13 protein-coding genes are annotated in these 16,553 nt (G+C 69.2%); 9 read left to right on the top strand and 4 right to left on the bottom strand.

Annotated elements, in window-relative coordinates:
- The first annotated feature begins 176 nt into the window (after positions 1 to 176).
- Positions 177 to 1,448: an FAD-dependent oxidoreductase gene (locus tag ACIOHC_RS19970; protein ID WP_351085681.1), complete on the top strand. Its 1,272-nt coding sequence runs from the start codon at positions 177 to 179 to the stop codon at positions 1,446 to 1,448.
- A 173-nt stretch (positions 1,449 to 1,621) separates the two neighbouring features.
- On the opposite strand, the gene ACIOHC_RS19965 is transcribed toward ACIOHC_RS19970, so the two are convergent.
- Positions 1,622 to 2,407: a ribonuclease activity regulator RraA gene (locus tag ACIOHC_RS19965; RefSeq protein ID WP_351087046.1), complete on the bottom strand. Its 786-nt coding sequence runs from the start codon at positions 2,405 to 2,407 to the stop codon at positions 1,622 to 1,624.
- A gap of 108 nt (positions 2,408 to 2,515) precedes the next feature.
- Between ACIOHC_RS19965 and ACIOHC_RS19960 the strand changes: the two genes are divergently transcribed.
- The 6 genes from ACIOHC_RS19960 to ACIOHC_RS19935 all read left to right on the top strand — a co-directional run bounded on the left by ACIOHC_RS19960 (position 2,516) and on the right by ACIOHC_RS19935 (position 10,380).
- On the top strand, positions 2,516 to 3,802 hold the full coding sequence (locus ACIOHC_RS19960) for an alpha-L-fucosidase (protein WP_365692189.1): 1,287 nt from the start codon (positions 2,516 to 2,518) through the stop codon (positions 3,800 to 3,802).
- A gap of 4 nt (positions 3,803 to 3,806) precedes the next feature.
- Positions 3,807 to 4,547, top strand: a complete 741-nt coding sequence (locus ACIOHC_RS19955) for a hypothetical protein (protein WP_365692136.1) — start codon at positions 3,807 to 3,809, stop codon at positions 4,545 to 4,547.
- Positions 4,548 to 5,232: 685 nt separating this feature from the next.
- Positions 5,233 to 6,480 (top strand): extracellular solute-binding protein, encoded by a 1,248-nt coding sequence (locus ACIOHC_RS19950; RefSeq protein WP_365692134.1) that lies wholly within the window; start codon positions 5,233 to 5,235, stop codon positions 6,478 to 6,480.
- Entirely contained in the window at positions 6,459 to 7,415 is a 957-nt protein-coding gene (locus ACIOHC_RS19945) for a sugar ABC transporter permease (protein ID WP_365692132.1), read from the top strand. Before ACIOHC_RS19950 ends, ACIOHC_RS19945 begins: the two co-directional genes overlap by 22 nt.
- A gap of 9 nt (positions 7,416 to 7,424) precedes the next feature.
- The gene (locus ACIOHC_RS19940; RefSeq protein WP_365692130.1) at positions 7,425 to 8,336 is read left to right on the top strand and encodes a carbohydrate ABC transporter permease; all 912 of its coding nucleotides are present in this window, start codon (positions 7,425 to 7,427) and stop codon (positions 8,334 to 8,336) included.
- A 49-nt stretch (positions 8,337 to 8,385) separates the two neighbouring features.
- On the top strand, positions 8,386 to 10,380 hold the full coding sequence (locus ACIOHC_RS19935; RefSeq protein WP_365692128.1) for a right-handed parallel beta-helix repeat-containing protein: 1,995 nt from the start codon (positions 8,386 to 8,388) through the stop codon (positions 10,378 to 10,380).
- A gap of 205 nt (positions 10,381 to 10,585) precedes the next feature.
- Here the strand turns inward: ACIOHC_RS19935 and ACIOHC_RS19930 are convergent, their stop codons facing one another.
- The 3 genes from ACIOHC_RS19930 to ACIOHC_RS19920 all read right to left on the bottom strand — a co-directional run bounded on the left by ACIOHC_RS19930 (position 10,586) and on the right by ACIOHC_RS19920 (position 13,342).
- Positions 10,586 to 11,323, bottom strand: a complete 738-nt coding sequence (locus ACIOHC_RS19930) for a GntR family transcriptional regulator (protein ID WP_351087226.1) — start codon at positions 11,321 to 11,323, stop codon at positions 10,586 to 10,588.
- Between the two features lie 107 nt (positions 11,324 to 11,430).
- Complete coding sequence (locus ACIOHC_RS19925; protein WP_351087224.1) at positions 11,431 to 12,417, bottom strand: acetylxylan esterase; 987 nt, start codon at positions 12,415 to 12,417, stop codon at positions 11,431 to 11,433.
- Between the two features lie 103 nt (positions 12,418 to 12,520).
- Positions 12,521 to 13,342, bottom strand: coding sequence for an amidohydrolase family protein (locus ACIOHC_RS19920; RefSeq protein WP_351087222.1), 822 nt, complete (start codon positions 13,340 to 13,342; stop codon positions 12,521 to 12,523).
- Between the two features lie 161 nt (positions 13,343 to 13,503).
- Here ACIOHC_RS19920 and ACIOHC_RS19915 point away from each other — a divergent pair, with 161 nt between their 5' ends.
- Complete coding sequence (locus ACIOHC_RS19915; protein ID WP_365692125.1) at positions 13,504 to 15,405, top strand: hypothetical protein; 1,902 nt, start codon at positions 13,504 to 13,506, stop codon at positions 15,403 to 15,405.
- A complete protein-coding gene (locus ACIOHC_RS19910; RefSeq protein WP_365692123.1) occupies positions 15,402 to 16,358 on the top strand; it encodes an aldo/keto reductase in 957 nt (318 codons plus the stop codon). The genes ACIOHC_RS19915 and ACIOHC_RS19910 overlap by 4 nt, the downstream gene beginning before the upstream one ends.
- The last annotated feature ends 195 nt before the right edge of the window (positions 16,359 to 16,553 follow it).

The raw sequence follows: 16,553 nt of genomic DNA, 5'->3' as shown, positions 1-16,553 counted from the left end.
TCAAGCGGTCCGGATGATTAGTCCTGACAAGCCGAATTCATCCGGCATCGTCGATGGACGGGCAGTACTGTCACGGACAGTGAGTGCGTTTCCCGGCACGCGGCCCTGACGACGAAGGATTCGGAGACCATCGCCCCGTCACCGGCCGGATGACATCACCGGAAGGAGCGGTTGCCATGGAGCGGACCACCTGTTGTGTGGTGGGCGGTGGCCCCGCCGGTATGGTCCTCGCACTGTTGCTGGCACGGGCGGGAGTGGCCGTCACGGTCCTGGAGAAGCACGGCGACTTCCTGCGTGACTTCCGCGGCGACACCGTGCACCCCTCCACCCTGGCGCTGCTGGAGGACCTGGGACTGGCCGAGCGGTTCGGCCGGCTGCCGCAGCGGCGTGTGCAGACGGTCCAGCTGCCGCTCGGCCCGGACCGTTCGCTGGTCACCGTCGGAAACATCGGCGCGCTGCGGGGCACGTACAACTACATTGCGATGGTGCCCCAGTGGGATCTGCTCGACCTCCTCGTGGACGAGGCCGGGCGGGAGCCGTCGTTCTCCCTGCGGATGAACACCGAGGCGACCGCCTTCCTGGTGGAGCGTGGCGAGGTTCCTCCCGGTCGAGCGGAGCCGAGAGCTCGGGGGCGGGTCACGGGGGTCCGGTACCGCACCGCCGACGGCCGTACGGGCGAGCTGCACGCCACCCTCACCGTGGCCTGCGACGGGCGGGACTCGCTGGCCAGGTCGTTGCCCGAGCTGGGGCTGCGGGAGTTCGCCTGCCCGATGGATGCATGGTGGTTCCGGCTGCCGCGGCGGGAGAACGATCCGCACGGGCTCGTGGGAGGGGTGGGCGACCGGTTCGTCAGCGCCATGATCGACCGTGGGGACTACTGGCAGTGCGCCGCACTGATCCCCAAGGGAACCGACGGCCGGCGCCGCGCCGCCGGCCTCGGCCGGTTCATGGACGAGTTCACGGCCGCCGTCCCGTGGCTCGCGGACCGGGTGCACACACTGGGGTCGTGGGACGACGTGAAGCTGCTCGACGTGCGGCTCGACCGCCTCCGGCGCTGGCACCGTCCGGGGCTGCTGTGCATCGGCGACGCGGCACACGCGATGTCACCGGTCTTCGGCATCGGTATCAACCTGGCCGTCGAGGACGCCGTGGCCGCCGCCCGCCATCTCGTCGAGCCGTTGCGCGGGGGCTCGGTCGGCCTGCGGACCGTACGCCGCATCCAGCGCCGCCGCCTGCCGACCGCCGTCGCGACGCAGGCCCTGCAGGGTTTCGCCCACCGGAACGTCATCGCGCCGGTCCTCTCGGGCCGTCCGGCGTTCGGCGACGCGAAGCGCGCCCGGCGGCTGAGCGAGCTCGTCACGCGCTCGCGGTGGCTGAACCGCGTGCCGGCGTACTTCCTCGCCTACGGCGCGCTGCGCGAACGCCCGCCCGCCGCGTCGGTGCGCTGAGCAGGGGCCCGTCCGTGTGCCGCCCGGGGTACGGACGGCACACGGACGAGCGCATGGGCACGGACCCGCCGGATGCGCGTACGGGTCCGCCCGGGGAGGCGGTGCCGGTGCCGGTGCCGGGCGTCACGCCGGCCCGGCGGGGACGACGCTGCGGCTGACCGCGGACCCGTCGGCTACGCGCTGCCGTCGGCGGTGCGGCTTGCCAGATACTCGGTGAGGCCCGCCCCGGTGAGCGGGTAGTAGTCGGACAGCCGTCCGCCCTCGTCGAGGCGCCGACGCGCGAACGCCTCGCGGTCCTGGTGCAGCAGCGAGTCCTCGGCCAAGGGGACGGCCTTCTCCTGCGGCACGACGACGGCCCCGTCCTCATCGGCGACGATGAGATCCCCCGGCGTCACCAACGCGCCTCCGACGCCCACCGGCACGTTGAAGGCCGATGGGAAGAGCTCCGTCTGCGAGGCGTAGTGCGGGGTCACTCCGGTGCACCAGACGGGCACACCGAGCGCGCGGATCCGTGCCGCGTCCCGCACCCGCCCGTCCACCACGATGCCGGCGCCGCCGCGCAGTTTGAAATAGCGCACCAGCATGTCGCCGAGACAGCCCGTGAAGTGGCTCGCGTACGCCGATACCACCAGTACGTCACCGGGCTGCACGGACTCCAGGACGCCCCACAGCGCCGTCTTGCGCTCGGCGTCCTCCTGGTCGGCGCCGGAGAAGACGTCCTCGCGCTGCGGAAGGAACTGCAGGGTCACGGCGCCGCCGGTGATCTTGACGTCCGGCTCGCGGTGCAACGGCACGGGGCCGTCGATGAAGGTCCGTGTGATGCCCATCTGATGCAGCTTCGCGCAGGCCGTCGCCGCACTCACGTCCGTGAGCGCCTCCACCATGCGCGCGGTCGGGCGCTTGAAGGAAGCGGTGTGGACCGGCGCCAGCATCGAGTCGTAGGTCTGCGCCTCCCCCATCGACGGCGCTCCTTGATCCCCAGTCGGGTTCATTCACATGCCTCTCCGCGCGCTCCCTCGCACGCACCACCAGTGACATCATCGCCTATCGATGGTAGATAACAGCCGATCGATAATGACTGTCAACCGCGACAGGAGAGTTCAGTGCCCACAGCATCCATCGGGTGGTTCGAGGCCGCGCGCTTCGGATTGTTCGTCCACTTCGGCCTCTACAGCCTCGCGGCCAGGCACGAGTGGGTGCGCAGCCGGGAGGCCATGTCGCGGGAGGATTACGACCGTTACCTGGAACGGTTCGACCCGGACCTGTTCGACGCGCGGAAGCTGGCGCGGGCGGCCCGGGAGGCCGGCATGCGTTACGCCGTGCTGACTGCCAAGCACCACGACGGTTTCTGCCTCTTCGACTCGTCGCTGACCGACTACACCTCGGTGCGCGCGACGGGCCGGGACCTGGTGGCCGAGTTCGCCGAGGCGATGCGTGCCGAGGGCCTGCACGTCGGTCTCTACTACTCCCTGCTCGACTGGCACCACCCGGACTTCACCGTCGACCGCTATCACCCGCTGCGCGGGACGCGGGCCGAGCAGGAGCCGCGGGACATGGAGCGCTACCGCGCGTACCTGCGCGGCCAGGTACGCGAACTGCTCACCGGCTACGGGCCGATCGACCTGCTCTTCTTCGACTTCACGTATCCCGACAAGGGACCGGCCGAGTGGGGAGCACAGGAGCTGTTGGCCACGGTCCGCGAGTTGCAGCCGGACATTCTCGTCAACGACCGGCTCGGGATCCCGGGTGACTACGTGACACCCGAGCAGTACCAGCCCGACCGGCCGTTGGAGCGGGACGGCGCCCCGGTGATGTGGGAGGCCTGCCACACGCTCAACGGCTCGTGGGGCTACGACCGGGACAACCACGAGTACAAGGACCCCGCGATGCTGGTCAGGATGCTGGTGCAGTCCGTCGCGTGCGGGGGCAACATGCTGCTCAACGTCGGGCCCACCGGCCGCGGTGCGCTGGATCCGCGGGCCCGGGGCACGCTGGCGGCCATCGCCGACTGGACGGCCCTGCACGAGCGGGCCGTGCGTGACGCCGGACCGAGCACCTTCGAGGCACCCGCGAACGCCCTCTACACCCAGGCCGGGCGTCGGCTGTATCTGCATCTGCTCGCGTGGCCGCTCAAGCAGATCCACCTGCCCGGTCTCGCCGGGCGGGTGCGCTACGTCCAACTGTTGCACGACGGTTCGGAGATCCGGTTCCAGCAGTTGGACGGCACGCAACACGAGCACAACAATCTGGCCCCGCCCAGCCAGGCGGCGGGCACGCTCACGCTGACCCTGCCGATCGCCCGGCCCGATGTGCTGCTTCCGGTGGTCGAGATCGAACTCCTCGGGGATGAGTGATCCCATGACCGGGCCCTTGCACGGGGGGCCGGCTCCGCTGCTGGACGCGCACGACAGCACAGGACCGGAGAAGCCGCCGGCCGATCCCGCTCGGCGGATCGTCGTTCCCGATGTCACCTGCCGTTCCACCTGGGACGCGGTGCCCTCGGGGGTGCGCGAGGGAGTGCAGTCCGCCGCCGCGAAGGAACGGGCCCGCCCCGCCCCGCGTCTGCTCGCCACGGCCTGGGCACGGGCCTTCCGCGACGGCAGCCGGAGCGCGTACGAGGATCGGGCCTGGGCACTGCAGGAACGGGTGAGCCTGCTGGTGCCGGCGGCCGTGCTCACCGGCGAGTTGGCGGCCTCGTCCGCGGCGTCCGGGGACCGTCCCCATCCGGACGCCGCGGTCGACGGGCTCGTCGCTTTCGCCGAGGCGACCACCTGGTGCTGGGCTCCGCGCGATCGCGTCACCGCCGCACGGGAGGATGTGGCGCCCGACCCGGACGACCCGTTCCTCGACCTGGGGGCGGCCGAGGTCGCGGCACTCTTCGCCTGGGCGGACCACGTACTGGGGTCCCACCTCGACCGACGCATGCCGGGACTGCGCGCCTCGGTCGAACACCGGGCCCTGGACGATCCACAGCTGAGACGGAGTTGGGGAGCCCGGCTCAGTCGGCTGGCGCGACGATCGGACAGCCCGCCGCCGAGGGGCGGATCGCCGTGCGATGGCAACGAAACAGTGAAGAGAGGGTTGCCGCAGCACTCTTGAAACATTCCGGGTGACCCACATAGCATCAGTAATCGATAGACGATAGCGATGGGGGGTGATGACCGATGCGACTCCTTCGGGGGTGGCGGGCTGTCGCCGTGTCACCGGACGCGCCACCGCGAGAGCGGCGGCCGACACCGATGCGACCCCCTGCCGCGTGTCGCTCTCGAGGAGCCACCGCGCGACCGGCGCCTCGCCGCCGATCGCGCTCTCGTCCGTCGGCCGCCGCGCGTCCGACGGTCCGCGGCGGCCGACATCTGTACCGAAAACGGGCAGGGCCGAATTCCTGACCCGGAAAGAGCCGCCGAAAACCCATATGACTTTCTCGCTGCGTCACCTTTCTCGCCGCGTCACCCGGGCAGGCGATTGCAGACAACCAGCGGAAGCAGACGACCCCGTCCCGGAACGAGGTGGGGCACACATGCCTGGTATCACCAGAACTCCAGGCATGGAAATCATCTTCGACATCGGCGATGCCGGAAATACGTGAACGTCGCATCGGGAATCAAAATTTCCGGCGAACCAGCACTTGATCTGCGGTTTCGTCAAACGGTGCGATATACCGATTTCCGCGCGCCCCCTGGCGGGGTCTCCGATTTATTTTACTTGTTGACCTCGCCGAAACGCCTGTGCTTCGATCTCGACAATCGATTATTCATTGACTGAGCAATGGAGCGTGTCCCGAATGAGAAAAATGTGGCGCCGCGCCTGCGCACTCGCAGTGGCTCCGCTGGTGATGGCGTCGGCCGCCGCCTGCGGTGGCAACGACTCCGAAGATGCCGCGGGAAGGACGACCCTCCGCGTCATCGTCAACATCACGCCCAACCTGACCGAGAAGTACTGGTCCGGACTCTTCGCCCGGTACGAAAAGAGCCACCCCGATGTGAAGGTGAAGCCGGAGCTGACGGGCACGATCTCGGCGAACGCAAAGCTGACCCAGGACCTGGCCGCGGGCGACCCGCCCGACATCGCACAGCAGATCACGCCGACCGCGGAGAACGCCTCCCTGTTCGCCGATCTGTCGGACCAGCCGTGGGCCAAGGACACCCCGCTGGTCGACCAGTACGCCCTCGACGGCAAGCGGTACCTGGTCGGTGTGGGCGAGCAGATCCAGTCGCTCGTCTTCTACAACAAGGCCGCCTTCACCAAGGCCGGGGTCGACGCGACGAAGATCCGGACCATGGACCAGTTCACCACCGCGATGGGCAAGCTGAAGTCCGCGGGCTACAAGCCGCTGCAGACGGCCGGCCAGTGGGTGACGGGCTCGCAGTTCTCGATGATGGCCGACGCCGGTGTCCTCACCGAGGACCCGAAATGGACGGTCAAGCGCAATGAGGGCAAGGTCTCCTTCGCCGACAGCGGCTACGTGCCCTACCTGGAGCATTACAAGAGCTGGATCGACTCCGGCCACCTGGACAAGAGCGCCCTGGGCCTGACCTACGCGGACGGCCAGACCGCGTTCCTCAACGGCAAGTCCGCGATGTACATCATGGGCTCGTTCTTCGTGCCCGCCGCGGACGCCGCGAAGAAGAGCGACGACATCGGCGTGTTCACCATGCCGACCGACGGCGTGTACCCCTCGGGCCAGTTCGGCAACATCTCCAACCCGTACGTCGTGGTCGACAAGTCGCGGCACAAGGCCGAGGCGATCGAGTTCGTCAAGTGGCTGGTCACCGACCGGGAGGCCATCAGGAGCCAGCTCGCCGCCGACGGCAATCTGCGGAGCGGCTTCAGCTATCCGATGTCCAGCCTCGGCACCGAGGTGCAGAAGGTCCTGGACAAGGCGCCGTCGGTGATCGTCAAGTCCGGGCCCGGCCAGCCGATCGCCGGGTTCAGCGACGAGCTCAACAAGCAGATCCAGTCCCTGTACACGGGCGCGTCCGCGAAGGACGCCGCGGGCGGATTGGACAAGTGGTGGAACTCGCAGAGCTGACACGGCGGGGGCGGTCCGGCGCCGCCCCCGCCCGGGCGGGGCGTGATGCGGACCGCCGGCGTGCCCGGTTCCGGGAGGCAGCCGTCTCCCTGGGCCTGATGGGACCCGCCGTGGTGCTCTACACGGTGATGACCGTCGTGCCCGTGGTCGTCGCGGTGTATCTCAGCCTGACGAACTGGGACGGATTCTCCACGGCCGAGTTCATCGGGCTCGACAACTACCGACACCTGTTCGACGACCCCAGCTCGACCGATTCCTGGTACGTGACCGCCCTCATCGCCGCCGTGGGCACGCTGCTCATGGTCGGCCTGGGACTGGCGTACGCACTCGTCCTCAAGGGACGGTCGCGGTCCAACTCGTTCTTCCGTGCGGTGGCCTATTTCCCGCACGTGATCAGCGCCCTGATCCTCGGATACCTGTGGGCGGCGATCCTCGGCACCAACGGTGCCATCAACAACACGCTCGCCAGGTTCGGTATCGAGCCGGTCGGGTTCCTCTTCGACGAGCAGTTCGCACTCATCACACTGATCGGCGTGATCGTCTGGGCCGGGTTCGGGTTCAACGTCGTGCTGTTCGTGGCCGCCCTGCAGACGGTGCCGGCCGAACTGCTGGAGGCCGCGGCGACCGACGGCGCCACCCGGCGCCAGACGAACCTGCGGGTGGTGATCCCGATGATCGCGCCGGTGGTGACCGTGGCGACCGTGCTGAACCTGGTCGGTCTGATCCGTGCCTACGACATCGTGGTGAGCCTCACCGGGGGTGGACCCGCCGGCTCGACGCAGACGTTCTCGTACCTCATTCTCGCCCGGTCCTTCGAGGGCACCAAGGTCGGTTACGCAACCGCTCAGGCGGTGTTCCTGATGGTCGTGTCCGCCGCGTTGGCACTCATCGTGACGGCGCTGCGCAACCGACAAGATCAAGCTGCGACAGGTTAGGAGCCGGTGGTGGTGGTACTAGAGGCGGAGATCCGCGACAAGCGCACGCAGCCGCCGGATCCCGAGGACGCTCCCCGGAGCACGGAACAGCGGGAGTCGCGCTCGGTCGTGCGCTGGGTGATGCTGGCGCTGCTGTTCGTGATCATGATCGTGCCGGTCTACCTGCTCCTGGTGAACGCGTTCAAGTCGCAGGACGACATCCTCGACAACCCGTTCTCGCTTCCGCTGGGCGGTCTGACGCTGGAGCATCTGTCCGCCGCCGTGAACAGCCCCCAGTACAACGTCATCGGCGGCTACGGGTTCACGCTGTTCCTCGTCGTGGTCGTGGACGTGCTGTGCATCGCGCTCGCAGGACCGGCGGCCTACGCGATCGCGCGCAGCCTCAAACGGCGCACCCAGCTGGTGCTTCTGTACTTCCTGGCCGGCACCTTCATCCCCGGCGCGGCCGTGATCATCCCGGTGATCTACGTGCTCCGTGAGATCGGGCTCGCGAACACCGTGACCGGTCTGGTCGCACACGACGTGGCGTCGACCCTGCCGGTGAGCATCTTCCTGTTCGTCGGCTTCATCCGCACCATCCCGGTGGACATCGACCACGCGGCGACGATCGACGGCGCGGGCAGGTACCGGACCTTCTGGACGATCATCTTCCCGCTGATGCGCCTGGCGGTCGTCACGGTGCTCATTCTCAACTCGATCGGAATCTGGAACGACTTCATCAGCCCGCAGATCCTGCTCAGCCCGTCCTCCGGGCACTACACGGTGACGACGGCGATCTACGCCGGGATCAGCCAGTACTCGACGGACCTGACGAAGGTGTTCCCCAACCTTCTGCTCGCGATCGCCCCCGTGATCATCTTCTTCATCTACATGCAGCGCCACATCATCAGCGGGCTCACGGTCGGTGCGGTGAAGGGATGATCCGGGCGAACCGGTTCCATCCATCCAGCAAGGGAGAGAGGACAATGGAGTGCTGACGAAACGGTTGTCACGGCCCCACCGGGGGCTGTGGTCCGCAGCCGCCGCCGTGCTGGCGTCCATGTGCGTGGTGGCGTCCGCCGTCCCGGCCGGCGCCCATCCGGCCGGGGCCAAGAACGGCCGCACCTATTACGTCGCACCGTGGGGACGGGACACGGCCGGTGGTCGCACGCTCCTGACGCCGTTCCGGAACATCCAGGAGTGCGCCGACACGGCGGCTCCGGGAGACACCTGCGTGATCGCGTCCGGCACGTACGAGGAGACGGTCGTGCCGGCCCGTTCGGGCACGGCGGAGAAGCCGATCACCTACCGCGCCGCCCCGGGTGCAAAGGTGACGCTGAGCGGCGCCACGCAGGTCCGGGGATGGTCGCCGGTCACCGGCGACGACGTCGTCGAGATCGGCAGGATCGACCCCTACGCGCTGAATTCGGCGTTCAGCGAGGCCGTCGAGGCGGGCCGGGTCTACAGCACGGACGTCGACCTCGGATCCGACGTGACCACCGTGCAGGTCTTCACGGACAAGAAGATGGGCATCGAGGCCCAGTGGCCCTATCCCGGCCTCGACCTGCTCGACCCCGAGCTCCAGTACGCCGGTGCGGGCAGCGCGGACGCCACGATCGCCGACGCGGATCTGACCCGTCCGGCGGGGTACTGGGACGGCGCACGTGCGCTGACGAGCTACTGGTACGTGTCCGCCACGACCACCGTGAAGAGCTCCGGCGTCGGTTCGGTGGAACTGGACGCGGCGCCGCCGTGCGTCCACAAGGTCGTACCGAAGGACACCCGCTACTCGCTCTCCGGCAAGATCGGGGAACTCTCGAACACCGGTGAGTGGTTCTACGACCCGGACGCGAAGCGGCTGTACGTGTACAGCACCGACGACCCCGCTCTGCACCGGATCGAGGCGAGGACCAGGCCGCTGGCGCTCGACCTGACGAACATCAGCCACACCAAGGTCGAGGGCATCGACCTGTTCGCCTCGACGATCAGGACCGGCCCGTCGAGCACCGGAGTGACGCTGGACGGCATCACGGGCAGGTACCTGTCGCACTACACCGACATCACCCGCGGAACCACCGACTGCGGCAGCTCCGTGACCCGCGGCGTCGGCGATACCGGCATCGTGATCGATGGAACGCACAACAAGATCGTCAACAGCGATCTGTCGCTGAGCGCCGGCAACGGGATCGCGCTGCGCGGGCAGAACAACACCGCCACGGACAACGTGATCCACGATGTCGACTACCTGGGTACGTACGCTGCCGGCATCGCCGTGCAGGGCAACAGCCAGACGGTCATGCACAACACCATCCACCGGGTCGGCCGCAGCGGGATCAACCTGCAGTGGGGCACCGCCGAGGGCCTCGCACCGGGGCCGGACCGGATCGCCCACAACGACATCTCCCAGTACGCCCGGCTGAGCCTCGACACCGCCGGGATCTACACCTGCTGCAGCGCCGACATGATGGGGTCCTCGATCGACCACAACCTGTTGCACGACGGCACGCCCACCCCGGGCGTCACCCCGTTCGCGGTGGCCGGTGTCTACGCGGACAACGGGCAGAGCAACCTCGTGATCGCGAACAACGTGGGCTGGAACAACCTTGAGGGGACGGTGATGCTGAACGGCCTCGGCACCGGATCGCACAACAACGGTGTGTACAACAACACCGGTGGCATGACGTTGTTCTACGTCAAGGAACCGGGGCAGTCCACCGGTACCAGGATCTACAACAACATCGGCGCCATCCGGGGTCTGGCCGGTGCCACCGACGGCGGACTGGTGCTGTCGAACAACCTGCCCGCGGAGACGGATCCGCTGTTCGTCGACGCGGCGCAGCGCGACTTCCGGCTGTCCGAGGGTTCCCCCGCACGCAACCAGGCGATACCGCTGCCGGGCATCAACGACGGGGCGACCGACGCCACCCCGAGCCTCGGCGCCTACCAGTACGGTGCGCCGAAGTGGACGGCGGGCGCCCGCCGGTAGCTACTGGGCAGCAAGAAGTGGGCCCGAGCCGGATGTCCGGCTCGGGCCCACGCGCTCTGCCGTTCCTCCCCCGGGCCACCGGCCTTCGCCCGCCGGGCATCGGCCCTCGGGCCCACCGGGGAGGCAGCGAACGGACCGGGACACCGAACGCGGCGGGGCGCGTGTGCCCACGCACACGCGCCCCGTCCGAACCGCACGAGAGGTCCTACTGTTTCTTCCTGGCTGCGGGAGCCTTCCGCGGCTTCCGCGCCGCGCGTGCGTCGGGCACCGGTCCGCGCCCGGCCGCATGGTCGGCGAACGCGGCGGCCGCCACATCGGCGTCGCCGGCGCGCAGCAGGCTCACGAGACGGCCGTGCTCGTCGGCCATCGCGTGCCGGTCACCTTCGAAGAGCGGGTCGGAGATGGCGCGCAGCGCACGCAGACTCGGCTCGATGACCTCCCACATCCGGGCCAGGAACGGGTTGCCGGCGATCTGGGCGACCAGGGTGTGGAACTCGATGTCGACGTCGCGGAACCGGCTGATGTCGTTGGCGGCAACGGCTTCGTGCATCTGCTCCACGAGCGCGTCGAGCTCACTCAGGTGTTCCTCGGTGATGCGCTCGGTGGCGAGTTGAGCCGCCAACCGCTCCAGCGGCTCCCGCACCTGGCGGGCATAATCCGCGTCCTGCGAGGAGATCTCGATCACGAAGTGGCCACGGCGCGGGACGTGCATCAGCAGCCCCTCACGGGCCAGTTGCTTGACCGCCTCACGCACCGGGGCCTGGCTCACCCCGAGGCGCCGCGCGATTTCCGATTCGACCACCCGGTCGTTGGGTGCGAGGTCGCCCTCCACAATGGCCTTGCGGAGCAACTCGTACACCTGGTCGGAGATCAGGGTTTTGCGGAAGCGGTCCTTGTTGGTGGCCAGCGTGGAGACGAATCCAGCCGACGCATTCGATGCCATGAATTCCCAATCCTGCGATGGGGGGAGAGCCAGTTGTGCCATGATACGCGCTCATCGTCTATCGATGGCGAGATCCCAAGACGCGCTCCATTAAGTTGTGGGGATTCTCATTCCACGGTTTCCAGCTGCTTCGCCAGCCATTCCAGTTTGACGACCTCGTGCGCGGGTCCGCCACCCTCGTGGTCGTTGAACGGATACACACTGATCTGCTTGTCCGCCTGGTCGACCTGGCGCTCCGAGCCGTAGTGGTTGAACGCGGCGTACACGGTCGAGGGCGGGCAGATGTGATCCATCAGGCCGACCGAGAACAAGGTCGGCGCGTTCGCCCTGCGGGCCAGCGTGACACCGTCGAAGTAGGACATCGTGCGGGCCACCGTGGCCGCGTGCTCCCGGTGCAGTTTCACGAACCGCGAGACCTCGACGTAGGGCTGGTGATCGGTGATCGTGGTGGCGCGCGGGAAATGGCAGAGGAACGGCACATCCGGCATGACGGCGACGAGGTCCGGGACGAGACCCGCCGCGGCCAGCGCGATCCCGCCGCCCTGGCTGGTGCCGGTGACCACGACGCGCGCCGGATCGACGGCTGGATGTGTGCGGATCGCATCGACGGCACGCACCGCGTCGGTGAACAGGCGGCGGTAGTAGTAGCGGTGCGGATCGAGGACGCCACGTGTGAGGAAGCCGGCTGCCGCTATGTCACCGGTGGCGGGGTCCGGGTCGGGGGTCTCGGCACCCTGGCCGCGGGTGTCCATGATGAAGTGCGCGTACCCCGCGCACGCCCACAGCCGCTTCTCGTGCGGGGCGCCGCGGCCGCTTCCGTAGCCGAGGTACTCCACGACGGCCGGCAGCGGCCCGGTGCGGGTCACGGGCAGTTGCAGCCAGCCGCGGACCGGATGCCCGCCGTAGCCCGCGAAGGTCACATCGAAGGTGTCGATCGTGGCCAGCCCGTTGTGCACCGGCTCGAACGTCGCGGCGAGCTCGAACTCCCCCTGCTGCGCGAGGGTCTGTCGCCAGAACTCGTCGAAGTCGGCCGGCTCGGCCAGGGTGGGGCGATATCTCTCCAGCTCGTCCTGGGGCAGGTCGAAGAAAGCCATCTCGGGTCTCCGCGGAGGTCGGGGCCGGCTCGGCCGGAAGAAGGCGACCACTTATCGCCTATCGATGATCCCCATGCATCGAAGCAGGGCACTCTCAGCGCTGTCAACCACACAGTCCGTACACGCGTTCGGCGGTGGTGTGCAGCACGCGTTCCAGCCGACCGGCGGGGAGATGGGCCAGTCCGAGCCGCGCCACCGCCAGCGAGTCGCCCCGGGAGCCTCGCGGCAGGCAGATCGGCCAGTCGGAGCCGATGAGGCACCGATCCGGGCCGAAGGCGTCCACCACGTGCCGCACCAGATGTGCCACCCGGTCGGCCGGAACCCCGTGCTGCTGGGTGAGCAGGCCGGAGATCTTCACGACCACATGGGGCGTCGCGGCCGTGCGCTCGACGTCCCGGTACCAGTCCCCCGGATCCGCCCTGAGGTTCGGGGGGTTGCCCAGATGGTCGACGACCACGGTCAGCCCGGGATGCCGGGCGGCCACGTCGGCAGCGGCCCGCAGGGCGCCGGTGCCGAGGTTGAGTTCGAGCACCACACCCGCCTCGGCCAGCACCGGGACGAGCGCGCGGGCCGAGGGCGGCGTGTCGGCCCAGGCCCGTCCGCCCAGACGCATCCCGTTGGGCCGTGTGTCGCCCAGGCCGTCCAGGAGCCCCCGGAAGCGATCCGGGCCGGCTTCCCCGTGGACGTGCAGGTTCGCCACGTATCCGGCGACGAGATCAGGCCGGCGCAGACGCAGGTCGCGCAGGGCGAGCGTCTCGCCGGTGTCGCCGCGGGACGCCTCGACCAGGACGGTTCCGGTCAGACCGAGGCCGGCACCCGCGTCCTCCAGATCCCCGGACGAGAACGGCCGATGGTGCACGGAATCCGGACGGATCCAGGGGAACCCCTCCCCCGGATTCCACAGATGAGCATGACAGTCGATCACGAACGGCTTCCTTTCCGGAGGCGTTGCCGAGTATTGACACGCCGACCCCCGCCAGTGAGTCTAGCCATCGGTAATCGATGGGCGATTGTGAGGGGCCGGGTGTTCTTGATGCTCATATCCGGGCGAATCGGCGGCACGTCCGCGGCAGGAGCGGCGCACCGATGACGACCACCGCCGACGCCGCGCACGTGCCGCATGTGCGTGCGACCCGCCGCGTCACCGCCGTTCCCCGGTGGGCCGCACTCGAAAGGGAACTGTTCGCCGTCCAGGACAAGGCGTGGCGCGTCTTCGCCGACCGCTACACCGAACGCGACGGCCGCCTCGTCTTCCGCGGCGCGCTGGGAGAGGGGCTCGACGGCCGCGACGGCGTGGACGACTTCTACGAGCCGTTCTTCAACTGGCCGACGCTCTACCTGCTGGGCGGCAGCGCGGATCTGCTGACCGCGGCACGGCGGCATTGGCACGGGGTCTCCGAGCAGCTCACGGAGATGGGCATGCTGGAGAGCGGCCTTGAGCGCGGCTACGACTGGTTCCACCAGGGTGAGGGGCTGCTCCTCTTCTACGGTCTGTGCCTCGCCGACCCCGGCGACGCCCAACTGCGCGAAATGGCGGGCCGCTTCGCCGACCTCTACCTGCCGGGCGGTCCCAACTACGACGCCGAGCACCGGGTGATCCGTGCCCCGCACAACGGCTCCGCCGGCCCGCGCTGGGGCTTCAGCGACCACGACACGTACTTTCCGTGGAGTCTCGCCCTGCGCCCCTACGGGCTGCCGCTCGACGGGATCGACGACGTCACGTCCTTCGACGAGCTGGCCGCCTCCCCCGAGCGCGCCCGCGCCTACGGCCGGGCGATGTGGGACCGGATGGGCCGCGGCGACACCCTCGTGAACCTGGCCGCGACGGGGCTCGCCACCAACGCGTACCTGCTCGGCGGGGACCGGCGCTACGCGGACTGGGTGGCCGAGTACGTCGGCGCGTGGCGGGAGCGGCTCGCCGGGCACGACGTCGTACCCGACAACGCCGGGCTGCACGGTGAGGTGGGCGAGTATCTGGACGGCCGGTGGTACGGCGGCCACTACGGCTGGTCGTGGCCGCACGGGCTCTCCCCGGTCGGGAGCGCCACCCTCGTCGGAGCGTCCAACGCGACGCTGCTGACCGGCGACCGGTCCTTCCTCGACCTGGCCCGCAACCCGCTGGACGCGGTGCTGCGCCGGGCCGAGCACCGGAGCGCCGACGAGATGGGGACCCTGGGCGAGCGCTGGGAGCCGCATCTGCGGGCGATGGCCGACGAGCGCACGCTCATGGTGCCCCAGCGGCACAACGACTCCGGCTGGTTCGACTTCACGATCATGCCCGGCCAACTTCCCTTGTCGCTCTGGCACTTCAGCCGCGATGCGGTGGATCGGGAACGCATCGAGCAGCTGCGGGCCGGATCCAGCTGGGACTGGACAGCGGTGCACACCCAGCGCATCAAGGACGAGGCCGGGCACGAGGAGCCGTGGTACGAGTTCCTCCAGGGCCGCAATCCGGACTTCCCCGAGCGGATGCTGCTCAGCGCCATGGCCTCCTGCGCCGAACGGATGGAGGCCATCGAGAACGACCCGGTGGATCCGACCGTGGGCCCCGATGCCCTGGACATCCATCACTGGCAGCATCTCAATCCCGTGGTCACCGAGGCCCTGCTGCAACTGACCACCGGATCGCCACAGGTGCTCTACAACGGCGGCCTGGCCCAACTGCATCTGCGCTACCACGACGCCCTCGACCCACGGCCCGGACTGCCCCCGGACGTCGCGGCGCTCGTGTCCGACATCCGCCCGGACCACACCGTGGTGGAGCTGGTCAACCTCGGCGCCACCGATCGCTCGGTGATCGTGCAGGCGGGTTCGTTCGCAGAACACCTCGTGCGCACCGTCCGTGTCGACGACGGACCGGCGCAGAATGTCGGTGGACCGTACTGCCGGGTGGACCTGCCCGGGGCCACGCGGGTACGGCTGACACTGACGATGGCGTTGCGCGCCGGCCGGCCGACGTACCGGTCCCCGTGGGAGGTGGCCCGATGACCGGCGCGTCGGCGCACGGCGCGCCTTCCCGGCTGCCCTTCGACCTGCCCCGGCTCGGGATCGGCACGGCCCCGCTGGGCGGGTTGTTCCAGGAGGTGTCGGAACAGGACGCGGCCGCCACGCTGGAGGCCGCCGCCGCGGCCGGTATCACCTACTTCGACACCGCCCCGCGCTACGGGCACGGGCAGGCCGAGGACCGTCTCGGCCGGCTGCTGGCCCCGGCCGGGATCGCCGAGCCGGTGATCTCCACGAAGACGGGGTGGCTGCTGCGGCCCGAGCCGGACGGCTCGCCGGGCACCGTGGTGACCGACTGGACGGAGCGCGGGATCCGCGCGTCGCTGGAGTCGAGTCTGACGCGGCTGCGGCGCCCGTCGGTCGACATCCTGTACCTGCACGACCCGGACGACTACCCGGACGAGATCCGGCGTACCGCCTACCCGGCGGTACGCCGCCTCAGGGACGAGGGGCTGGTCCGGGCGATCGGGTTCGGGATGAACCACGGCGATCGCCTCGCCGCGTACGTGGCGGAGTTCGAGGTGGACGTCGTCCTCGTCGCCGGCCGGTTCTCCCTGCTCGACCACGAGGCGCTGACGACCCTGCTGCCGCTGTGCGCGAAGACCGGCACCGCCGTGGTCGTGGGCGGGGTCTTCAACACCGGTCTGCTCGCCGACCCTTCGGACGACGCCATGTTCAACTACCGGCCGGTGCAGGCGGAGACGCTGGCTCGCGCACAGCGGTGCCGCGAGCTCTGCGCCGAGTTCGGGGTTCCGCTCGCCGCGGCCGCGATCCAGTTCCCGTACCTGCATCCAGCCGTCACGTCGGTCGTGGTCGGCTGCCGGTCGGCGGCCGAGGTCACGGCGAACGCCGCGGCATCCCGGTTCCCGATCCCGGACCGGCTGTGGCAACGGCTCGCCGAGGAGGGTTTCGTGCCTTCACAGTTGCCGACCGTTTAAGGGCTGTCCCGCAATCCCTGGCGGGCGCGCGACGACAGCCACGGCACCTCGCCGCGTCGTCGGGACGTCCGCATACATCCAGTATGCGGACGTCCCTCCGCCTTGCGATGCACCGCATCCGACGCCGCGCACTGACCCACCACGGATTACGGGACAATCCTCGGCCCGGACAGGCTCGGACCCGCCCGGCCCGTC

The sequence above is a fragment of the Streptomyces sp. NPDC088252 genome (assembly GCF_044740965.1).
Taxonomy (GTDB): Bacteria; Actinomycetota; Actinomycetes; order Streptomycetales; family Streptomycetaceae; genus Streptomyces.
This window is presented reverse-complemented; position numbering and strand designations above follow the sequence as displayed.